The following is a 17,443-nucleotide window of genomic DNA, read 5'->3' as shown; positions in this document are numbered from 1 at the left end:
CCCGCCCCGGCGGGGCTTTTTGTTTGTCCCGCATATGGATGATGGCTGGACGCTATTGACCGCGGGCGGCTACAATCGACGGTTTCAGGATGCGTACAAAGACCGCAAATGCAGGTATTTCTGGGGGATCCGCGTCGTTTCGCCCTGCCGGGCTGCGCGCTGACCATAGGCAATTTCGATGGTGTGCACCAAGGGCATAGACGCATGCTGCACAGGCTGCGCCTGGAGGCGCAGGCGCGCGAGCTGCCTACCGCGCTGCTGACGTTCGAGCCGCACCCGCGAGAATTCTTCAGCCGGGTAAACCCGCCCGCTCGGTTGTCGACGCTGCGCGACAAGTTTAGCTTGTTGCGAGAGCTGGGACTGGTGGATTATGTTTTCGTCTACCGTTTCAATCACAGCTTCGCCAGCATGACGGCGTCGGATTTTGTCGATCGCGTGCTGGTGCAAGAATTGCAGACCCGTTATTTGCTGATCGGCGACGATTTTCAGTTTGGCGCCGGACGCAAAGGAGATTTCGACCTCCTGGCTTCCTGCCCCCATTTCGCCACGGAGGCCATGCCTTCCGTGCTGGTGCAGGGAGAACGTGCCTCCAGCACGCTGATTCGGGAGCGGCTGGCCGCTGGCGATCTCGATTCGGCCAACGGCTTGCTGGGCGAGGCGTACCGGATATCAGGCAAGGTGATGCATGGCAAGAAGCTGGGCAGAACCATAGGCTTTCCCACCGCCAACATCCATCTGCCGCACCTGAAGCCGGCATTGCAGGGGGTGTTTGTGGTGGAGGCGGATACGCCGTTCGGCCGCTTGGGCGGCGTGGCCAGCCTGGGGCTGAACCCCACGGTCAGCGACACGCCTGACTACAAGCTGGAAGTGCACCTGTTCGATTTTGCCGGCGACCTCTACGGCAAGCGTCTGACCGTACGATTCCTGAAGAAGCTGCGCGATGAAGCGCGCTATGATGATTTGGCGACACTGGTGGCGCAGATAGAGCGCGACGCGGCCAGTGCCAAGACCTATTTGACAAGTTTGCAGCGAGAGCAGGCATGAGCATCGATTATCGTAAAACCGTAAACCTGCTGGATACACCCTTCGCCATGCGCGGGGATCTGGCCAAACGCGAACCGGCCTGGGTCAAGCGCTGGCAGGAAGAGAAGCGCTATGAAAAGCTGCGCAAGCTGTCCGCCGGCCGTCCCAAGTTCATCCTGCATGACGGCCCGCCGTACGCCAACAACGACATCCACCTGGGCCACGCGGTCAACAAGGTGCTGAAGGACATCATCGTCCGTTCCAAGACCCTGGCCGGCTTCGACGCGCCCTATGTTCCGGGCTGGGACTGCCACGGCTTGCCTATCGAGCTGATGGTGGAAAAGCTGCACGGCAAGGACATCCCGGCCGCCAAGTTCCGCGAGCTGTGCCGCGAGTACGCCAAGGAGCAGGTGGCGCGTCAGAAGAAGGGCTTCATCCGCCTGGGCGTGCTGGGCGATTGGGACAACCCGTACCTGACCATGGATTTCAAGACCGAAGCCGACATCGTGCGCACCCTCGGCAAGATCCATGAAAACGGCTACCTGAGCAAGGGCGAGAAGCCAGTGCACTGGTGCATCGAGTGCGGTTCCTCGCTGGCGGAAGCCGAAGTGGAATACGAAGACAAGGTGTCGCCGGCGATCGACGTCGGCTTCAAGGTGGTCGATGCCGACAAGGCTTCCGCCGCCTTCGACGCCGATGCCAACGGCGCGATGGCCGTGATCTGGACCACCACACCGTGGACGCTGCCGGCCAACCAGGCCGTCGCCGCCGGCGCCAGCCTGGATTACCAGCTGGTGGACACCCCCAAGGGCAAGCTGATCCTGGGCAAGGATCTGGTCGAGTCGGCGATGAAGCGCTATGGCGTGGACGAGTACCGCGTGTTGGGCGAAGCCAAGGGCCAGGCGCTGGAGCTGATCGCGCTGCAGCACCCGTTCTATGACCGCCAGGTGCCGGTGATTCTGGGCGACCACGTCACCACCGACGCCGGCACCGGCTTGGTACACACCGCGCCGGCCCATGGTTTGGAAGACTTCCAGGCCGGCCTGCAGTACAAGCTGCCCATCGCCAATCCGGTGGCGGACGACGGCCGCTACAAGAGCACCACCGAGCTGTTCGCCGGCATGCTGGTATGGGATGCCAACCCGCGCGTGATCGAGACGCTGGAGTCGCGCGGCACGCTGGTGCACAAGGCCAAGCTGGAACATAGCTATCCGCATTGCTGGCGCCACAAGACGCCGATCATCTTCCGCGCCACGCCGCAATGGTTCATCAGCATGGACCGTCAGGCCAATGGCGGCGAGACGTTGCGCGAGATCAGCCAGCGCGCCGTCGACGCCACCGAATTCTTCCCGGCCTGGGGCCGCGCGCGTCTGGACGCGATGATCAAGAACAGCCCCGACTGGTGCGTGTCGCGCCAGCGTAACTGGGGCGTGCCGATGACCTTCTTCATTCACAAGGAGTCGGGCGAGCTGCATCCGCGTTCCGCCCAGCTGCTGGAGGAAGTGGCGCTGCGCATCGAGCAGCAGGGCATCGAAGCCTGGTTCAGTCTGGACGCCAAGGAATTGCTGGGCGACGAGGCCGAGCAATACCGCAAGCTGACCGACACGCTGGACGTGTGGTTCGACTCCGGTGCCACTCACTTCGCGGTGCTGAAGCAGCGCCCGGAGCTGGCCTGGCCGGCCGACCTGTACCTGGAAGGCTCCGACCAGCACCGCGGCTGGTTCCAGTCGTCGCTGAAGACCGGCTGCGCCACCATCGGCCGCGCGCCGTACAAGCAGCTCCTGACCCACGGCTTCACCGTGGACGACAAGGGCTACAAGATGTCCAAGTCCAAGGGCAACGGCATCGCGCCGGAAGAGATCTGCGGCACGCTGGGCGCGGACATCCTGCGGCTGTGGGTGGCCAGCGCGGACTACTCCGGCGACATGTCGCTGTCGCAGGAAATCCTGAAGCGCACCACCGAAAGCTACCGCCGCCTGCGCAACACCATCCGCTTCCTGCTGGCCAACCTGTCGGATTTCGATCCGCTGGAAAACACCGTGCCGCTGGCCGACATGGTGGAGCTGGACCAGTACGCGCTGCTGCGCGCGCGCGAGGTGCAGGAGAAGGTGGTGGGCGAGCTGTACTCGCGCTACGCCTTCCACCATGTGGTGCAGGAAGTGGTCGGCTATTGCTCGGAAGACCTGGGCGCCTTCTATCTGGACGTGATCAAGGACCGCCTGTACACCACCCAGGCCGACAGTCACGCGCGCCGCAGCGCGCAGACTGCGCTCTACCACATCACGCGCAGCCTGTTGCTGATGGTGGCGCCCATCCTGTGCTTCACCGCCGACGAGGCGTGGAACGTGCTGGTGGACAGCGAGGAAGAGTCCACGCTGTATCACATCTGGCATGAGTTCCCGGCGCAGGCGCTTGAGCGCGAGTCCGCGTTGTCCGCCAAGTGGCTGGCCATCCGCGAGCTGCGCGCCGCCGTCAACAAGCAGATCGAGGAACTGCGCAGCGCGGATAAGCTGGGCTCGTCCCTGCAAGCGGAGGTGGACATCGCCGCCCCGGCCGATCTGGCGCCTGTCCTGCGCAGCTTGGGCGAGGAACTGAAGTTCGTGCTGATCGTGTCCAAGGCGACGGTGCGCGAGGCTGCCGAGCTGGCTATCCACGTGACGCCGTCGACGCATGAAAAGTGCGACCGCTGCTGGCATTATCGTGCCGACGTGGGCAGCCATGCCGGCCACGGCGCGGTGTGCGGCCGCTGCGTGGACAACCTGGATGGCCAGGGCGAGCAGCGCCTGCACGCCTGATCGATTCGGGGCCGCTGCGGCGGCCCCAACTGCAATTGGAAACCGATAGATGGATTCTGCAATGACTATGTCCGGCGAGCGCCGATGGTCCAAGTGGTTTGTGCTGGCGGCGCTGGTCATCGTGCTGGATCAGCTCAGCAAGCTGTATTTCAACGGCAGCTACCAATATGGGGAAGCGCGGCCAGTGATAGACGGTTTCTTCAGCTTTACCCTGATTTACAATCCGGGCGCCGCGTTCAGCTTTCTGCATGACGCGGGCGGCTGGCAGAAGTATCTGTTCACCGTGCTGGCCTTCGCCGTATCCGGCTGGCTGGGGTGGAGCATCGTCAAGGGACGCTTTTCCGTGCTGATGAATCTGGCCGCCGCCTTCATCATCGGCGGCGCGCTGGGCAATGTGATAGACCGCTTGGCCTATGGCCATGTGATCGACTTCATATTGGTGCACTACTACCACCAGTGGTACTACCCAGCGTTCAACCTGGCGGATTCCTTCATCTGCGTCGGCGCGGCGCTGATGGTGCTGGACGGCTTCAAGAAGCCGTCGCGTTGAGCGAGGCGGCGCTTGATCGTAACGATGGCCCGCGGCGCGGGCCATTCGCGCATTTTCCGGGCAAAACCCCGGCCTGATTAAGGAAATACGGATGACGAAGACCATCATGCTCGCCAACCCGCGCGGCTTCTGCGCCGGGGTGGACCGAGCCATCGCCATCGTCGAGCGCGCCATCGAGCTGTACGGCGCGCCCATCTACGTGCGTCACGAGGTGGTGCACAACCGTTTTGTGGTGGACAACTTGCGCGCCAAGGGCGCGGTGTTCATCGAGGAGTTGAAGGATGTGCCGGCCGGCAGCACGCTGGTCTACTCCGCGCATGGCGTGCCGCTGTCGGTTCGCGCCGAGGCCGAGGCGCTGGGGCTCAATGTGTTTGACGCGACCTGTCCGCTGGTGACCAAGGTGCACGTCGAGGTCAAGCGCATGCGTCAGGCTGGCATGGAGATCATCATGATCGGCCATGCCGGCCACCCGGAGGTGGAAGGCACAATGGGACAGGCCGAGGGCGGCATGTATCTGGTGGAAAACGAAGCCGACGTGGCCAGGCTGCAGGTCGCCAACCCGGATCAGCTGTCCTACGTCAGCCAGACTACGCTGTCGGTGGACGAGACACGCGACATCATCACCGCGCTCAAGGCGCGCTTTCCCAATATCCATAGCCCCAAGAAGGACGACATCTGTTATGCCACGCAAAACCGCCAGGACGCGGTGAAGCTGCTGGCCGAGCAATGCGATATGGTGGTGGTGGTGGGCTCGCCCAACAGTTCCAACTCCAATCGCCTGCGCGAAGTGGCGGCGCTGAAGGGGGTGGATGCCTATATGGTGGACAACGCCGATCTGCTGGAGCCTGCCTGGTTCGCCGGCAAGAGCAAGGTGGGCGTGACGGCCGGCGCCAGCGCGCCGGAAGTGCTGGTGCAGGCGGTGATAGACCGCATCAAGACTTTCGATGTCAGCCAGGTGAGCGAGCTGCCTGGCGTCGAGGAAAACACGGTGTTCGCCTTGCCGCCGGCCTTGCGGCAGGCCTAAGGGAGTTTGGCCTTCCAACTGACAGACCTGCCCTGTGGCAGGTCTGTTTTGTTATTGGCATCGAAGTGGTTTCAGATTGAGATTTACATGCTTGCCGCAGTTGATTAGTATGAAATACGAATTATGACAATAAAATGCGCCGGCGCTTGTTTCCAACCTGTTTTCCGCGGATGAAACCATGAATCTCGTCAAACCTATCATGTTATTGGCCGCCACGGCTTGGCTGACCGCGTGCGCTTCCCCGGCCGGTGCGGACAAGAGTGCTGCGGCTGAGGAACGGTACTCTGATGCCACTTACATTACCGGAAGCAATATACCTCGCCACACTAGCGTTAACACTGAGACATTAAGCGACTCTGCCCAGCAACAGTTGTTTGATCAGATCCGGCGTGGCAGCGCCAGTAGCGCTAGTCACAATTAACTGGAGAGCCATGATCGGTCATCCTGGATGAGGCTGCTCGCCGGCACTGCTAAAACGGCAGTTCCGGCTGCACGCCCTGGGGGTGTTCGATGCGCGCCTCGGTGCTGCCTTCCGCCAGCCGCAGCATGACTTTCTCGTGATTCAACAGTTCGGCCGGGCTTTTCACTGCCTGGCCGTTCTGTTTTTGCACGATGGCGTAGCCGCGCGCCAGCACCGCCTCCGGATTGAGCGCTGTCAGCGTGGCGGCCAGTTGCGCCAGCTGCTGCGCGCGCCGCTCCAGCAGGCGGTCGCGGGCGCGCTGCAGGCGGGATTGCTGCTGTTGCAGCTGCGCGGCGCGCGCGGATAGGTCGGGCCGGTGGCGCGCGACGCGGCTGCCGGCCAGTTGCAGCCGCCAGCGCCCTTGTTCAAAAACGGCATGCACGCGTTGGCGCAGCGTTCGCGCCAGGGCGTCCAGCCGCTCGCTTTGCGTCTGCAGCCTGGCCCCGGGATGGGTGAGCCGGCGGCCCAGGAAGTCCAGCTGCTGCGCCTTGTCGGTCAACAGCCGGTTCAGCGCCCGCTCCAGCGCGCGGCGGGTTTGCTCCAGCTGGATGGCTAGGTGCTCGCGGTTGGGCGACACCAGTTCCGCGGCGGCGGTGGGGGTCGGCGCGCGCCGATCGGCGACGAAGTCGCAGATGGTGAAGTCGGTTTCGTGGCCGACGCCGCTGACGGTGGGAATGGGGCTGGCGGCCACGGCGCGGGCGACGATTTCCTCGTTGAACGACCACAGGTCTTCAATGCTGCCGCCGCCGCGGCAGACGATCAGCACATCCACCTCCTTGCGCGCGCCGGCCAGGCGGATGGCGTTGGCGATCTGTTGCGCCGAGCCTTCGCCCTGCACCTGGGCGGGGTAGAGGATCAGTGGAATACCGGGCATGCGGCGTCGCAGCGTGCTGACCACGTCGCGCAATGCGGCGGCGGCGGGCGAGGTGACGATGCCGATGGCGGCGGGGTGCGCGGGCAGTTCGCGTTTGCGTGACGCCTCAAACAATCCCTCGGCCTGCAGCTTGGCCTTCAGCCGTTCAAACGCCTCGTACAGGCGGCCCAGGCCGGCGGCGCGCATTTCGCCAACCGTGATCTGAAAGTCGCCGCGCGCTTCGTACAGGGTCACTTGGCCGCGCAGCTCCACCTGCATGCCTTCCTGCGGTCGGAACGGCAACAGGGCGAGCTTGTGGCGGAACATTACGCAGCGCACCTGGGCGCCGCCGTCTTTCAGCGAGAAGTAAGCGTGGCCGGAAGCCGCCAGCGTCAGGTTGGAAATTTCTCCGCCTATCCACAATGGCGGGATGCCGGCTTCCAGCAGGTCGCGCGCCATGCGGTTGAGAGAGGAGACGCTGATCACATCTTGGCTGCGATCAAGAAAATTCTGTCTTGTCAAGTGATCCACAATCGTAGGCTGGAGTAATTATTCGGTATCCGCTCTGGCGGGAGGCGCACAGGAGCGTTTGCTATTGAATTGAATTTCCAATTAAATCATAGGCTTGCAATTATTCATCCCAGCGTGGCTTTGGGGCTGGAACGTTTATGGGGCGGGCCTTTTGGCCGCCTGTTCACCGGCTTATCAACAAAGTTATCCACAGCGGGGGCGGCAGGGCCTGACGGCGGGCTTTGCGGCGAGGGACTGCGCTTGCTGGGATGGATTTTATTTGTTTGGTATTTTGACCGCAGAGTAAGCGCTTGCTATTTGCTTGCCGATCAAGCGGTTGCGCGCGCGGCTGCGCCGGAGCCATCCGCCAGGCAATATGATACAACAGCGAGCCGCTTGATCGGTTCGCATTGCACCCGAAACGAAAGGAGGCCGGCATGGCGGACTTGCGCTGCGTGCAAGCGGACATTACCCGGATGGAGGTGGAGGCCATCGTCAACGCCGCCAACAACAGTCTGCTGGGCGGCGGCGGCGTGGACGGCGCCATTCACCGGGCGGCGGGACCGGAGCTGCTGGCGGCTTGCCGGCGCCTGGGGGGCTGTCCGACGGGGGAGGCCAGGCTGACGCCAGGTTTCAATCTGTCGGCGCCATATGTGATCCATACCGTGGGGCCGGTCTGGCAGGGCGGCGGCCATGGCGAACCGGCGCTGCTGGCGGCGTGCTATCGCAACAGCCTGGACTTGGCCGAGCGGCACGGCTTGGCCAGCATCGCCTTTCCGGCCATCAGTTGCGGCGCGTATGGCTATCCGCTGGACGACGCGTGTCGGCTGGCGGTGGCGACGGTGCGGGGCTGGCTGGCCGCGCAGCCTCACGCGTTGTGCGAAATCTGGCTGGTGGCCTACGACGCGGGCGTTTTGGAGGGCTATCGGCGCGCGCTCAGCTGACTTCGTCCTTGGCCGGACGCGGCAGTTGGCCGCCGCAATGTTTGCAAAAGCGAGCGTCCCAGTCATGCCCCTCGCTGAAACAATGCGGGCATAGCCGGGTGGCGGAGCGGTTGTCAGGCGTGGGATCGGGCGCGCTGCGCGCGATCTCGGCGCTGACAATGCCGGTGGGCACGGCGATGATGCCGTAGCCGGTGATCATCACCAGGCTGGCCACGGCCTGGCCCAGCGGCGTTTTCGGCGTGATGTCGCCGAAGCCGACCGTGGTCAGCGTGACGATGGCCCAGTAGATGCTGACGGGAATGCTGGTGAAGCCGTCTTCCGGTCCTTCTATCACGTACATCAGCGTGCCCAGCACGATGACCAGCAAGATGACGGTGACCAGGAACACGGTGATCTTGCGGCGGCTGGCCAGCAAGGCGCGCCGCAGCTGCGCGGCCTCGCCCAGGTGGCGGCTCAGCTTGAGGATGCGGAACATCCGGAGCAGGCGCAGGATGCGGATGTCGGCCAGGAAGCGGCTTTCCGGGATGAACAGCCCCAGGTATAGCGGCAGGATGGACAGCAAGTCGATCACGCCGAAGAAGCTCTTCACATAGCGCATGGGCTTGTGCACGCAGATCAGCCGCAGGGCGTACTCGATGGTGAACAGCAGGGTGAAGGTCCAGTCCAAGATGGTCAGCAGCGTGCCGTAGCGCTGCTTGATCGACGACACGCTTTCCAGCATCACGCAGGCGACGGATGCGAGAATGGCCGCGATCAGCGCCATGTCGAAGATGCGGCCGGCCCGGGTGTCGGCCTCGTAGATGACGATGTAGAGCTTGCGGCGCCAGCCGGACAGCGGGATCAGATTTTCCTGGGTAGGCATGGGAATCTTGTCTGTTTGGTTTTGACTATAAGCAAGCGGCTTAGAGGGAGCGGCCGGCATTTGGTTTACAGGATATAAGCAAAGGATATTAGGCTGATTGCTTGTCATTAATTATGATGTCGAGGAATATCGACATTGATATTCATGGTTGATGAGGAATAAGACGATGCGCATTGCCAACACCATCACCGACCTGATCGGCAACACGCCGCTGGTCAAGCTCAACCGGGTCACCGAAGGCTGCGTCGCCACGGTGGCGGCCAAGCTGGAGTTCTTCAATCCGGCGCACAGCGTCAAGGACCGCATCGCGGTGGCGATGCTGGACGCGGCGGAACAGGCCGGCAAGATCCAGCCCGATACCGTCATCGTGGAGCCGACCTCGGGCAACACCGGCATCGGCCTGGCCATGGTGTGCGCGGCGCGCGGCTACAAGCTGGTGATCACCATGCCGGAAACCATGAGCAAGGAGCGCCGCCAGTTGCTGAAGGCCTATGGCGCGGAGTTGATCCTGACGCCGGGAGCGGACGGCATGGGCGGCGCCATCGCCAAGGCCAAGGCGCTGGTGGACGAGTTCCCGGACACCTATTTCATGCCGCAGCAGTTCGAGAACCCTGCCAACCCGGCCATCCACCGCCATACCACGGCGGAAGAGGTGTGGAACGATACCGACGGCAAGGTGGACATCTTCGTGGCCGGCGTGGGCACCGGCGGCACCATCACCGGGGTGGGCGAAGTGTTGAAGGCGCGCAAGCCCGGCGTGCAGATCGTGGCGGTGGAGCCGGATGCCTCGCCGGTGTTGTCCGGCGGCGCCAAGGGGCCGCACCCGATCCAGGGCATAGGCGCCGGTTTCGTGCCGGCCATTCTGAATACCGATGTTTACGACGAAATCATCCGCGTCCAGAACGAAGACGCGCTGCGAACCGCGCGCGAAGTCGCCACCAAGGAGGGCATCCTGGTGGGCATTTCGTCCGGCGCGGCGGTGTGGTCGGCGCTGCAACTGGCCAAGCGGCCGGAAAACGCCGGCAAGCTGATCGTGGTGGTGATTCCGTCCTTCGGCGAACGCTATCTGTCCACGGTGTTGTTCGAGCATTTGGCGTAGTCCGCCTCGCGCATGGGCAAGGGCCTCGGCATCGCGCCGGGGCTTAATGTGATGGTCAGCCTGACCTAAATGCCTCAGCAGGCGTCAAACCTGCTGAGGCATTTCTTCTTCGGGGAGAGCATCATGGCAACCGTCACACTCATCGGTCTGGATATCGGCAAGCACAGCTTTCATCTGATCGGGCACGACCCGCGCGGCAACCCGGTCCTCAAGAAGCAGTTCAATCGCAACAGTCTCATCGAATTTCTCGCGAAACAGCCTCCCTGCCGCATCGTGATGGAGGCCTACTGCGGCGCGCACTGGCTGGCACGCAAGCTGACGGGCTTCGGTCATACCGTACAACTGATCGCACCGCAGTACATCCGCCCGTTTGTCTTCGGCAACAAGAACGATTTCATCGATGCCCAGGCCATCTGCGAGGCGGCTACGCGCCCGACCATGCGCTACGTTGCCGCCAAGAGTGCCGAACAGCAAGCCTTGTCGGCACTGCATCGCCTGCGGGAATCTCGCATTGCCGAACGAATACAGACCAACAACCAGATCCATGCGCTGCTGCTGGAGTTCGGCATCGCGCTTCCTGTCGGGGTACGGGGGATCACGCAGCTGCCGATGCTGCTGATGGACGAGACCAACGGCTTGCCCGTCAAGGCCCGGCAGATCCTGCAACGCCAGCTGGATCACTACCGTCTGCTCAAGACCGAGATCGACGAGCTGGATCACGAGATTGCCACAGAAGCCCGACAGGACGATGTCGCCCGGCGGTTGATGACCATTCCCGGCATCGGTGCGATCACCGCCAGCCAGTTGTCGGCGGACGCCGGCAATGCCAAGGGCTATGGCAATGCCCGTGACTTTGCGGCATCGCTGGGTCTGGTCCCGCGACAATACTCGACAGGCGGGAAGTCCAAGCTGCTGGGCATCAGCAAACGCGGTGACAAGAGCCTGCGTCGCCTGCTGGTGCAATGCGCACGGGTGATCATGCAGAACGCGCCGCGCTGGAAGAGTGCGATGGCAGCGTGGACGGTGGCGCTGATGCAGCGTCGCCACTCGAATATCGTGGCCTGCGCACTGGCCAACAAACTGGCACGGGTCGTGTGGGCGCTACTCGCCAAAGGCGGCGAGTACCGTCCCCAGGCCCGCGCACTGACTGAAATGCAAACCGCCGGGTAAACCCGGCGGCGAGTAGAAGCCTGCTTTTGCCAAGACAGATACTGATGACGACAACCGGCCCACGGCCTGCAGGATACCCCGATCGTAAAAACAGTCATGACAGACTGAGGGCTTTTTAGGGACTTGCAGGAGCGGCTCACATCATGGATCGGGCTCTATTGTGCCCATCAAGAATCCGGATAGATTAGAGCAAGCCTACCCCGTCATGATTCATCAGCACGCTGTTCTTGCAAAGGTCAGGCTGACCATAGATTTTATTTGCCGCTGGCATTGACGTCGCGCCGGCAAGGCGGGCTACAATGGCCGCCATGAAAAAGCTGATCATCGGTTTGACCTTGTTGGGCGGTTTGAGCGCTTGCAGCAGCCTGCAGCAGCCGGCCGCTCCGGTTCACGGCGGCCCGGTCGCGGTCCGGCCGCCTCATCCCGTCGCCGCGCCGCAGCCGAACAAGCAAGCGCAGTTGCTGGACGAGGCGGATGGATTGGCTGATCGCGTCAAGGCTGGCGAGCTGAGCCGCACCGCGGCGGCAGACCTGCTGAATGCCGCCCGGCTGCGCATCGTCGGCAGCAATGCGGTGGACAACGACACTTTCGCGCTGTATCGGGAATTGACGGCGGAGCGCGACGCCGGCCGTATCGACTCAGACGTGTTCCGCGCCAAGCTGGAGGCCCATCTGCGGGGATGGCTGCGTCGCTGGCCCCAGTACGCGCCGAAACCGGCAGATCCGGCCTTCACCAACTTCCTGCTCAAACTGTACGGCCTGCCGCCGCTGGGTTACTGATGAAGTCCAAGAAGTCCTCAAGCGTCGCCTGCCCTTGCGGCGGCGGCGAACTGGCCGCCTGCTGCGGCCGCTATCATCAGCCGGACGCGCCGCCGGCCCCCACCGCTCAAGCCTTGATGCGCTCGCGCTACAGCGCCTTCGCCTTGGGGCTGGAAGACTATCTGCTGGCTACCTGGCATCCTTCCACCCGTCCGGAAACGCTGGGCCTGGAGGAAGACGCTGGCGTGGTGAAATGGATAGGCCTGGAAATCAAGCGTTGCGAGGCGGGGCGGGAAGGCGACAGCGAAGGCACGGTCGAATTCGTCGCGCGCTGGAAGGTGGGCGGCAAGGCGGAGCGCCTGCATGAGATCAGCCGCTTCGTCCGCGAGGATGGACGCTGGTATTACGTGGCGGGCGAGTTGCGCTGAACGGCGCTTGCGCTGGCGCAAATCTGCGGCGATCAAGGTTTGACCCTGCTTGCGTCATGGCGGGAGCATAGGGCTTTCCCTCTCCGGAAAAGCCCATGCTTACTCTCTACTCTGATTCCCATCGTCTGCAGCACGGCCGTTCCGAACTGATAGACGGCACCCTCAAGCCCTGTTTCGAAACCCCCTCCCGCGCCGACATGGTGCTGGCCGCCGTGCGCGAGCGCGATCTGGGCGATGTGATTCATCCGCGCCGCCATGGCCTGGCGCCGATTCTGCGTGTGCATGACGAGGGCTATGTGCGCTTTCTGGAGACCGCCTGGCAGCGTTGGACAGCCTTGGGCCGCGATTGCGACGCGCTGCCCAAAATGTGGCAGATCCGCCGCCTGCGCGAGACCGTGCCGGAGCAGGTGGAGGGCCAGCTCTGTTATTACTCCATGGACTGCGGCACGCCCATCACCGCCGGCACCTGGCAGGCCGCCACGGCTGCCGCGGATGCGGCGCTGACCGGCGCTGAGCGGCTGATAGGCGGCGAGCGCGCCGTCTTCGCGCTGACACGGCCGCCCGGCCATCACGCGGCCAGCGATTACTGCGGCGGCTACTGCTTCTTCAACAACGCCGCCATCGCCGCCCAGGCGCTGCGCGATCACGGCATGCGCCGCGTGGCGGTGCTGGATGTCGACTATCACCACGGCAATGGCACCCAGGACATTTTCTACCGCCGCTCCGACGTGCTGTTCCTGTCCATTCATGGCGATCCGCGCACCGAATACCCGTTCTTCCTGGGCCATGCCGATGAAAAGGGCGAAGACGAAGGTTTGGGCTACAACTTCAACTTCCCCTTGGCGGCCGGCTCCTGCGTCAGCACCTGGTTTTTCGCCCTCGATTGCGCGCTGGAGCAGATTGCCCGTTTCGGGGCGGACGCGCTGGTGGTGTCGCTTGGCGTAGACACTTTCCGCGGCGATCCGATTTCCCGCTTCCAGCTGGAGACACCGGACTTCACCACGCTGGGCGCCCGTCTGGCGGGGCTCAAGCTGCCCACTCTGTTCTGTTTGGAGGGCGGCTATGCCGTGGGGCCGATAGGCGACAACGTCGCCAATGTGCTGTGCGGTTTCGAGGCGCGCGCCTAGCAAAGATTTTTAGGGCAGCGTGGCCTATGTTCAAAGAGCCTGCGCCGCGGCTGGGGACGCCGCGGGCGGGCGGGATCATTTGGAGAGGCTGATGGGGAAGAGTATCGACAGTTTGATTAGCCGGCTGGGCGCGCCGCGCCCGCCATTGGGCAGCATGCCCGCCTCCGCGCAGCGAAGCGTCGCTGCCGCTTTGTCCGGCGAAATGGCGCTGGAGTTGCTGGCCTTGGCCGCGGTATTTGAGAACAGCAGCGAGGCGCTGGCGGGCGAACTGCTGGGCGCGGCCATTGCCGACGCCTGGGAGGCGCTGGACGATGGCCAGATGCTGAGGGCCACCCAGGCCTGCCGCGACATCCTGAGCGGCGCGGCGGGCGGCGGCATGCGCCGGCATTGAGCGCGGCCAGTCCGCAAAGACCGCGGATCCGCCGCATGGGCGCCAAGAAGTTTCTTGGCATGGGCAACGCAAAGGAAGGGAGGGAATATGGGACTGGCCTTGAAAAACCTGCTGAGCGCGCTGGAAAGCCAGCGGGTGGGGAATGTCGAAGTCGTGGCGGAGCTGGACGTTCCGGTGGTGAGGATGCTGGAAGTGCCGCTGGATCTGACCGCCTGCCGCGAACTGCGCGTGCTGGCCCAGGTATTCAACGGCGAGCAATCCGCCCTGGCGTCCGCAGTGTTGCGGGCGGCCCTGCTGGACATGCAGGCGCATCTGGATGAGGAGCTGGACCAGCTGGCGCATCTGGCGCGCAACTCGCTGGATGACTGCAAGTCCTGAAGCGTCGAGCATGGAGTGAATCAAGCCGGCCGGACAGCGATGTCCGGCCTTTTGCTTTGCAGCAAATTTCAGGCCTGGCGACATGGATGGTAAGAAAGACGAAGTGGCGGATTTCGGCCGTTGACGGTGGTCAACAAGGGGGTGGGAAAGAGATGGGAAAGGGGACGCGACCGGCCTAGCATCGCTGCCATCGTTCTAAGCAGGAGTATCTGTCATGCATGGCAAAACAAGCCTTACCCTGATCGCTACGGCCATTCTGGCGCTATTGGGCGCCGACGCGGCTCAGGCCTGCACCTCCCTGGTGGTGGGCAAGCTGGCGTCCGCGGATGGATCGTTGATGGTGGCGCGCAACGAGGACTATTACATCAATAACTGGAACAAGCGCGAGGTGATCCACCCGCGGCGCGAGGCGGACAAGGACGAGCAGCTCAGTTTCAAGAATGGCCTGAAGGTGCCGGCGCCCAAGACCTTGTATCGCTACACCGGTCTGATGGATTGGAACGGCGACACCCTGGCCGGCGATGGCCTGTATGAAGAGCGCGGGGTCAACGAGTTCAATGTGGCCGTCACCGCCACCAACAGCGCGCAGGTCAACAAGCAGGCCGCTGCTGCCGATCCGCTGGTGGACAGCGGCGTGATCGAGGCGGTGATCCCTTCCCTGATTTTGCCGCAGGCCAAGCGCGCGCGCGAGGGCGTCGAGCTGCTGGGCCGTTACATCCAGCAGTATGGCGCGGGCGAGGGCAACGGGGTGTTGATCGCGGACCCGAACGAGGCCTGGTATATGGAAATCGGTTCCGGCCACCATTGGCTGGCCTACCGCCTGCCGCAGGACGGCTACCTGATCGTCGCCAATGGCTTGCGTCTGCACGGCGTGAACCTGCAGGACAAGGCCAATGTGCTGTCCAGCCCCGGCTTGGCCGATTTCGTGCGCCAGCACAAGCTGCTGCCGTCGGTGGACGAACGGGCTTTCAATTTCGCCAAGGCCTTCGGCGTGACTGGCGATCCGTACAACGTGGACCGCGAATGGCTGGCCCAGCATAGGTTGACGCCCTCGCTCAAGCAGGCGACTAGACAGGATCAATACCCGCTGTTGCAGAAGCCGGACCATAAGTTGTCGGTTGCGGACGTGGCGGGCGTATTGCGCGCCGATTTCACCGGCACGCCGCTGGCCAAGCGCGCCGACGCCGAGCGGCCGATAGGCGTGGACCGCACCATCGAATCGCATATTTTCCAGTTGCGCGCCGACATGCCGCAGCCGTTCGCGGTGCTGACCTGGCAATCGTTCGGCAGTCCGGCGGGCGCGGTTTTCGTGCCCATGTACGAGAATGCGCTGAAAGACGTGGCCGCGCCCTTGCGCAGCGGCAGCGCGCAGTATGAGGGCCAGTCCGCCTACTGGGCCTTCCGCGGCAACGCGACCTTGGCGCAAGCCAATCCGGCCAAGTACGGGCCGGTGCTGCGGGCTTGGCAGGGCAAGCTGGAGAGCCAGCTGCAGGTCGGGCAGCCGCATGTGGACGCCATGCTGAAGACGCTGTACGCGGCCAATCCGCAGACCGCGCAAGCCTTGGCCAATCAATGGAGCAACGGCGCGATGCTGTGGGCGGTGCAGTCGGCGCGCGACGTCAACCAGGCGCTGATGACCGACATGACCAAGTCCAGCGAGAAAAAGTACAGCCCGGAGGAGTTGGAGAAGATCAAGAGCTTGTAAGCGGAAACGAACAAGGGGGCCTGGCCCCCTTTTTTCATGCCAGCAGTTCGGCGATGCGCTGGGCCAGTTCGGCCGGCTCGGTTTGCGGCGCGTGGCGGGAGACGACGCGGCCGGTCTTGTCCACCAGGAACTTGGTGAAGTTCCATTTAATCATTTCGCTGCCCAGCAGGCCGGGCTGTTGCTGTTTCAGATAGCGCCACAGCGGATGGGCATCGTCGCCGTTGACGTCTATCTTGTCCGCCATGACGAAGTCCACGCCGTAGTTTTTCTGGCAGAACGCGCCGATCTCATCCGCCGCGCCCGGCTCCTGCGCGCCGAACTGGTTGCAAGGGAAGCCGATCACAGTCAGCCCCTGCTCCGCGTAATCGGCATGCAGCTGCTGCAGCCCGGCGTATTGGCCGGTGAAGCCGCAGCGGCTGGCGGTATTGACCAGCAATAGCGCGCGGCCGCGGTATTCGGCCAGGGATTGCTCGACGCCGTCCAGGCGGCGGAAGGAGAAGTCGTAGATGTCCATCTGTGGTTTTCCATTTGGGTGAGAACCATAGATGCGGCCGGCATGAGGATAGACAAGGGCGGGGCATAAAAAGGGGGCGCAGCGGCAAGGGGGAACCGCGACGCCCCAAGAAGAAACAGCTTGCTGTGCAAAGGGTTGGCACAACCGGGATGTCAGCTAACCCTTCGTTTAGCCTAGAACAGATGGCGTAAATTGCGAGGGGGATTTTTAGGCGTGAAGCAAAACAGGATGGCCGTGGCCATCCTGTTTTGCTTGGGCGCGGGAAGCGCTCAGGGGCGGGGCAGGGTGACGCCCACCTGGCCCTGGTATTTGCCGGCGCGGTCCTTGTAGGACACGTCGCACACTTCGTCGGATTCGAAGAACAGCACCTGCGCCACGCCCTCGTTGGCGTAGATCTTGGCCGGCAGCGGCGTGGTATTGGAGAACTCCAGCGTCACATAGCCTTCCCACTCCGGCTCGAACGGGGTGACGTTGACGATGATGCCGCAGCGGGCGTAGGTGGACTTGCCCAGGCAGACGGTCAGCACGCTGCGCGGAATGCGGAAATACTCCACGGTGCGCGCCAGCGCGAAGCTATTGGGCGGAATGATGCAATAGCCCTTGCCGGAGACTTCGACGAAGGAGTTGGGATCGAAGCTCTTGGGGTCGACGATGGTGCTGTTGATGTTGGTGAACACCTTGAATTCGTCGGCGCAGCGGATATCGTAGCCGTAGCTGGAGGTGCCGTAGGAAATCAGCTTCTGGCCGTCGGCGGCCATTTTCACTTGGTTGGGCTCGAACGGTTCTATCATGCCCTGTTCGGCCGCCATGCGGCGTATCCACTTGTCCGATTTGATGCTCATGTCGTTTGGC

Annotated in this window: 17 protein-coding genes; 13 read left to right on the top strand and 4 right to left on the bottom strand. The window is 63.3% G+C overall.

The window, feature by feature from the left end; all coding sequences use genetic code 11:
• Positions 1 to 108 precede the first annotated feature (108 nt).
• The 4 genes from FYK34_RS12310 to ispH all read left to right on the top strand — a co-directional run bounded on the left by FYK34_RS12310 (position 109) and on the right by ispH (position 5,392).
• Positions 109 to 1,044: a bifunctional riboflavin kinase/FAD synthetase gene (locus tag FYK34_RS12310; RefSeq protein ID WP_149296858.1), complete on the top strand. Its 936-nt coding sequence runs from the start codon at positions 109 to 111 to the stop codon at positions 1,042 to 1,044.
• Positions 1,041 to 3,818: an isoleucine--tRNA ligase gene (gene ileS, locus FYK34_RS12305; RefSeq protein ID WP_149296856.1), complete on the top strand. Its 2,778-nt coding sequence runs from the start codon at positions 1,041 to 1,043 to the stop codon at positions 3,816 to 3,818. Before FYK34_RS12310 ends, ileS begins: the two co-directional genes overlap by 4 nt.
• A 67-nt stretch (positions 3,819 to 3,885) precedes the next feature.
• Positions 3,886 to 4,368, top strand: a complete 483-nt coding sequence (gene lspA / locus FYK34_RS12300) for a signal peptidase II (RefSeq protein ID WP_407923607.1) — start codon at positions 3,886 to 3,888, stop codon at positions 4,366 to 4,368.
• Between the two features lie 91 nt (positions 4,369 to 4,459).
• Positions 4,460 to 5,392 carry a 4-hydroxy-3-methylbut-2-enyl diphosphate reductase gene (gene ispH, locus FYK34_RS12295; RefSeq protein ID WP_149296852.1) on the top strand — a complete coding sequence of 311 codons (933 nt, stop codon included), beginning with the start codon at positions 4,460 to 4,462 and terminating at the stop codon, positions 5,390 to 5,392.
• 470 nt (positions 5,393 to 5,862) lie between these two features.
• On the opposite strand, the gene xseA is transcribed toward ispH, so the two are convergent.
• Positions 5,863 to 7,164, bottom strand: coding sequence for an exodeoxyribonuclease VII large subunit (gene xseA, locus FYK34_RS12290; RefSeq protein WP_231137440.1), 1,302 nt, complete (start codon positions 7,162 to 7,164; stop codon positions 5,863 to 5,865).
• 488 nt (positions 7,165 to 7,652) lie between these two features.
• Here xseA and FYK34_RS12285 point away from each other — a divergent pair, with 488 nt between their 5' ends.
• The gene (locus FYK34_RS12285; RefSeq protein WP_174774516.1) at positions 7,653 to 8,159 is read left to right on the top strand and encodes an O-acetyl-ADP-ribose deacetylase; all 507 of its coding nucleotides are present in this window, start codon (positions 7,653 to 7,655) and stop codon (positions 8,157 to 8,159) included.
• Here the strand turns inward: FYK34_RS12285 and FYK34_RS12280 are convergent.
• Positions 8,152 to 9,021: an ion transporter gene (locus tag FYK34_RS12280; protein ID WP_149296848.1), complete on the bottom strand. Its 870-nt coding sequence runs from the start codon at positions 9,019 to 9,021 to the stop codon at positions 8,152 to 8,154. The genes FYK34_RS12285 and FYK34_RS12280 overlap by 8 nt on opposite strands.
• Before the next feature lie 166 nt (positions 9,022 to 9,187).
• On the opposite strand from FYK34_RS12280, the gene cysK reads away from it, so the two are divergent.
• The 8 genes from cysK (at position 9,188) to FYK34_RS12240 (ending at position 16,077) form a co-directional block, all read left to right on the top strand.
• Complete coding sequence (gene cysK, locus FYK34_RS12275; protein WP_149296846.1) at positions 9,188 to 10,120, top strand: cysteine synthase A; 933 nt, start codon at positions 9,188 to 9,190, stop codon at positions 10,118 to 10,120.
• Positions 10,121 to 10,243: 123 nt separating this feature from the next.
• The gene (locus FYK34_RS12270; protein ID WP_149296561.1) at positions 10,244 to 11,290 is read left to right on the top strand and encodes an IS110 family RNA-guided transposase; all 1,047 of its coding nucleotides are present in this window, start codon (positions 10,244 to 10,246) and stop codon (positions 11,288 to 11,290) included.
• Between the two features lie 308 nt (positions 11,291 to 11,598).
• On the top strand, positions 11,599 to 12,069 hold the full coding sequence (locus FYK34_RS12265) for a putative periplasmic lipoprotein (protein WP_149299949.1): 471 nt from the start codon (positions 11,599 to 11,601) through the stop codon (positions 12,067 to 12,069).
• Positions 12,069 to 12,476, top strand: a complete 408-nt coding sequence (locus tag FYK34_RS12260; protein ID WP_149296845.1) for a YchJ family protein — start codon at positions 12,069 to 12,071, stop codon at positions 12,474 to 12,476. The genes FYK34_RS12265 and FYK34_RS12260 overlap by 1 nt, the downstream gene beginning before the upstream one ends.
• Positions 12,477 to 12,571: 95 nt before the next feature.
• Entirely contained in the window at positions 12,572 to 13,603 is a 1,032-nt protein-coding gene (locus FYK34_RS12255; protein WP_149296843.1) for a histone deacetylase family protein, read from the top strand.
• A gap of 91 nt (positions 13,604 to 13,694) precedes the next feature.
• Positions 13,695 to 13,994, top strand: coding sequence for a hypothetical protein (locus tag FYK34_RS12250; protein ID WP_149296841.1), 300 nt, complete (start codon positions 13,695 to 13,697; stop codon positions 13,992 to 13,994).
• An 87-nt stretch (positions 13,995 to 14,081) separates the two neighbouring features.
• Complete coding sequence (locus FYK34_RS12245; protein WP_149296839.1) at positions 14,082 to 14,372, top strand: hypothetical protein; 291 nt, start codon at positions 14,082 to 14,084, stop codon at positions 14,370 to 14,372.
• Between the two features lie 214 nt (positions 14,373 to 14,586).
• Positions 14,587 to 16,077 carry a C69 family dipeptidase gene (locus tag FYK34_RS12240; RefSeq protein ID WP_149296837.1) on the top strand — a complete coding sequence of 497 codons (1,491 nt, stop codon included), beginning with the start codon at positions 14,587 to 14,589 and terminating at the stop codon, positions 16,075 to 16,077.
• A gap of 34 nt (positions 16,078 to 16,111) precedes the next feature.
• Here FYK34_RS12240 and FYK34_RS12235 read toward each other — a convergent pair whose 3' ends face one another.
• Both FYK34_RS12235 and dcd read right to left on the bottom strand, forming a co-directional pair.
• Entirely contained in the window at positions 16,112 to 16,591 is a 480-nt protein-coding gene (locus FYK34_RS12235; protein ID WP_149296835.1) for a glutathione peroxidase, read from the bottom strand.
• Between the two features lie 269 nt (positions 16,592 to 16,860).
• Entirely contained in the window at positions 16,861 to 17,433 is a 573-nt protein-coding gene (gene dcd / locus FYK34_RS12230) for a dCTP deaminase (RefSeq protein ID WP_149296834.1), read from the bottom strand.
• Positions 17,434 to 17,443 lie beyond the last annotated feature (10 nt).

It is taken from the genome of Chromobacterium paludis, assembly GCF_008275125.1.
Lineage (GTDB): Bacteria > Pseudomonadota > Gammaproteobacteria > Burkholderiales > Chromobacteriaceae > Chromobacterium > Chromobacterium paludis.
The sequence above is the reverse complement of the archived record's forward strand: the minus strand, read 5'-3'. Positions and strand labels throughout refer to the sequence as shown.

Bases quoted from the DNA above. Each gene is read 5' to 3' on its own strand.
- FYK34_RS12310 (WP_149296858.1), top strand. From the start codon at position 109: ATGCAGGTATTTCTGGGGGATCCGCGTCGTTTCGCCCTGCCGGGCTGC.
- ileS (WP_149296856.1), top strand. From the start codon at position 1,041: ATGAGCATCGATTATCGTAAAACCGTAAACCTGCTGGATACACCCTTC.
- lspA (WP_407923607.1), top strand. From the start codon at position 3,886: ATGTCCGGCGAGCGCCGATGGTCCAAGTGGTTTGTGCTGGCGGCGCTG.
- ispH (WP_149296852.1), top strand. From the start codon at position 4,460: ATGACGAAGACCATCATGCTCGCCAACCCGCGCGGCTTCTGCGCCGGG.
- xseA (WP_231137440.1), bottom strand. From the start codon at position 7,164: ATGGCGCGCGACCTGCTGGAAGCCGGCATCCCGCCATTGTGGATAGGC.
- FYK34_RS12285 (WP_174774516.1), top strand. From the start codon at position 7,653: ATGGCGGACTTGCGCTGCGTGCAAGCGGACATTACCCGGATGGAGGTG.
- FYK34_RS12280 (WP_149296848.1), bottom strand. From the start codon at position 9,021: ATGCCTACCCAGGAAAATCTGATCCCGCTGTCCGGCTGGCGCCGCAAG.
- cysK (WP_149296846.1), top strand. From the start codon at position 9,188: ATGCGCATTGCCAACACCATCACCGACCTGATCGGCAACACGCCGCTG.
- FYK34_RS12270 (WP_149296561.1), top strand. From the start codon at position 10,244: ATGGCAACCGTCACACTCATCGGTCTGGATATCGGCAAGCACAGCTTT.
- FYK34_RS12265 (WP_149299949.1), top strand. From the start codon at position 11,599: ATGAAAAAGCTGATCATCGGTTTGACCTTGTTGGGCGGTTTGAGCGCT.
- FYK34_RS12260 (WP_149296845.1), top strand. From the start codon at position 12,069: ATGAAGTCCAAGAAGTCCTCAAGCGTCGCCTGCCCTTGCGGCGGCGGC.
- FYK34_RS12255 (WP_149296843.1), top strand. From the start codon at position 12,572: ATGCTTACTCTCTACTCTGATTCCCATCGTCTGCAGCACGGCCGTTCC.
- FYK34_RS12250 (WP_149296841.1), top strand. From the start codon at position 13,695: ATGGGGAAGAGTATCGACAGTTTGATTAGCCGGCTGGGCGCGCCGCGC.
- FYK34_RS12245 (WP_149296839.1), top strand. From the start codon at position 14,082: ATGGGACTGGCCTTGAAAAACCTGCTGAGCGCGCTGGAAAGCCAGCGG.
- FYK34_RS12240 (WP_149296837.1), top strand. From the start codon at position 14,587: ATGCATGGCAAAACAAGCCTTACCCTGATCGCTACGGCCATTCTGGCG.
- FYK34_RS12235 (WP_149296835.1), bottom strand. From the start codon at position 16,591: ATGGACATCTACGACTTCTCCTTCCGCCGCCTGGACGGCGTCGAGCAA.
- dcd (WP_149296834.1), bottom strand. From the start codon at position 17,433: ATGAGCATCAAATCGGACAAGTGGATACGCCGCATGGCGGCCGAACAG.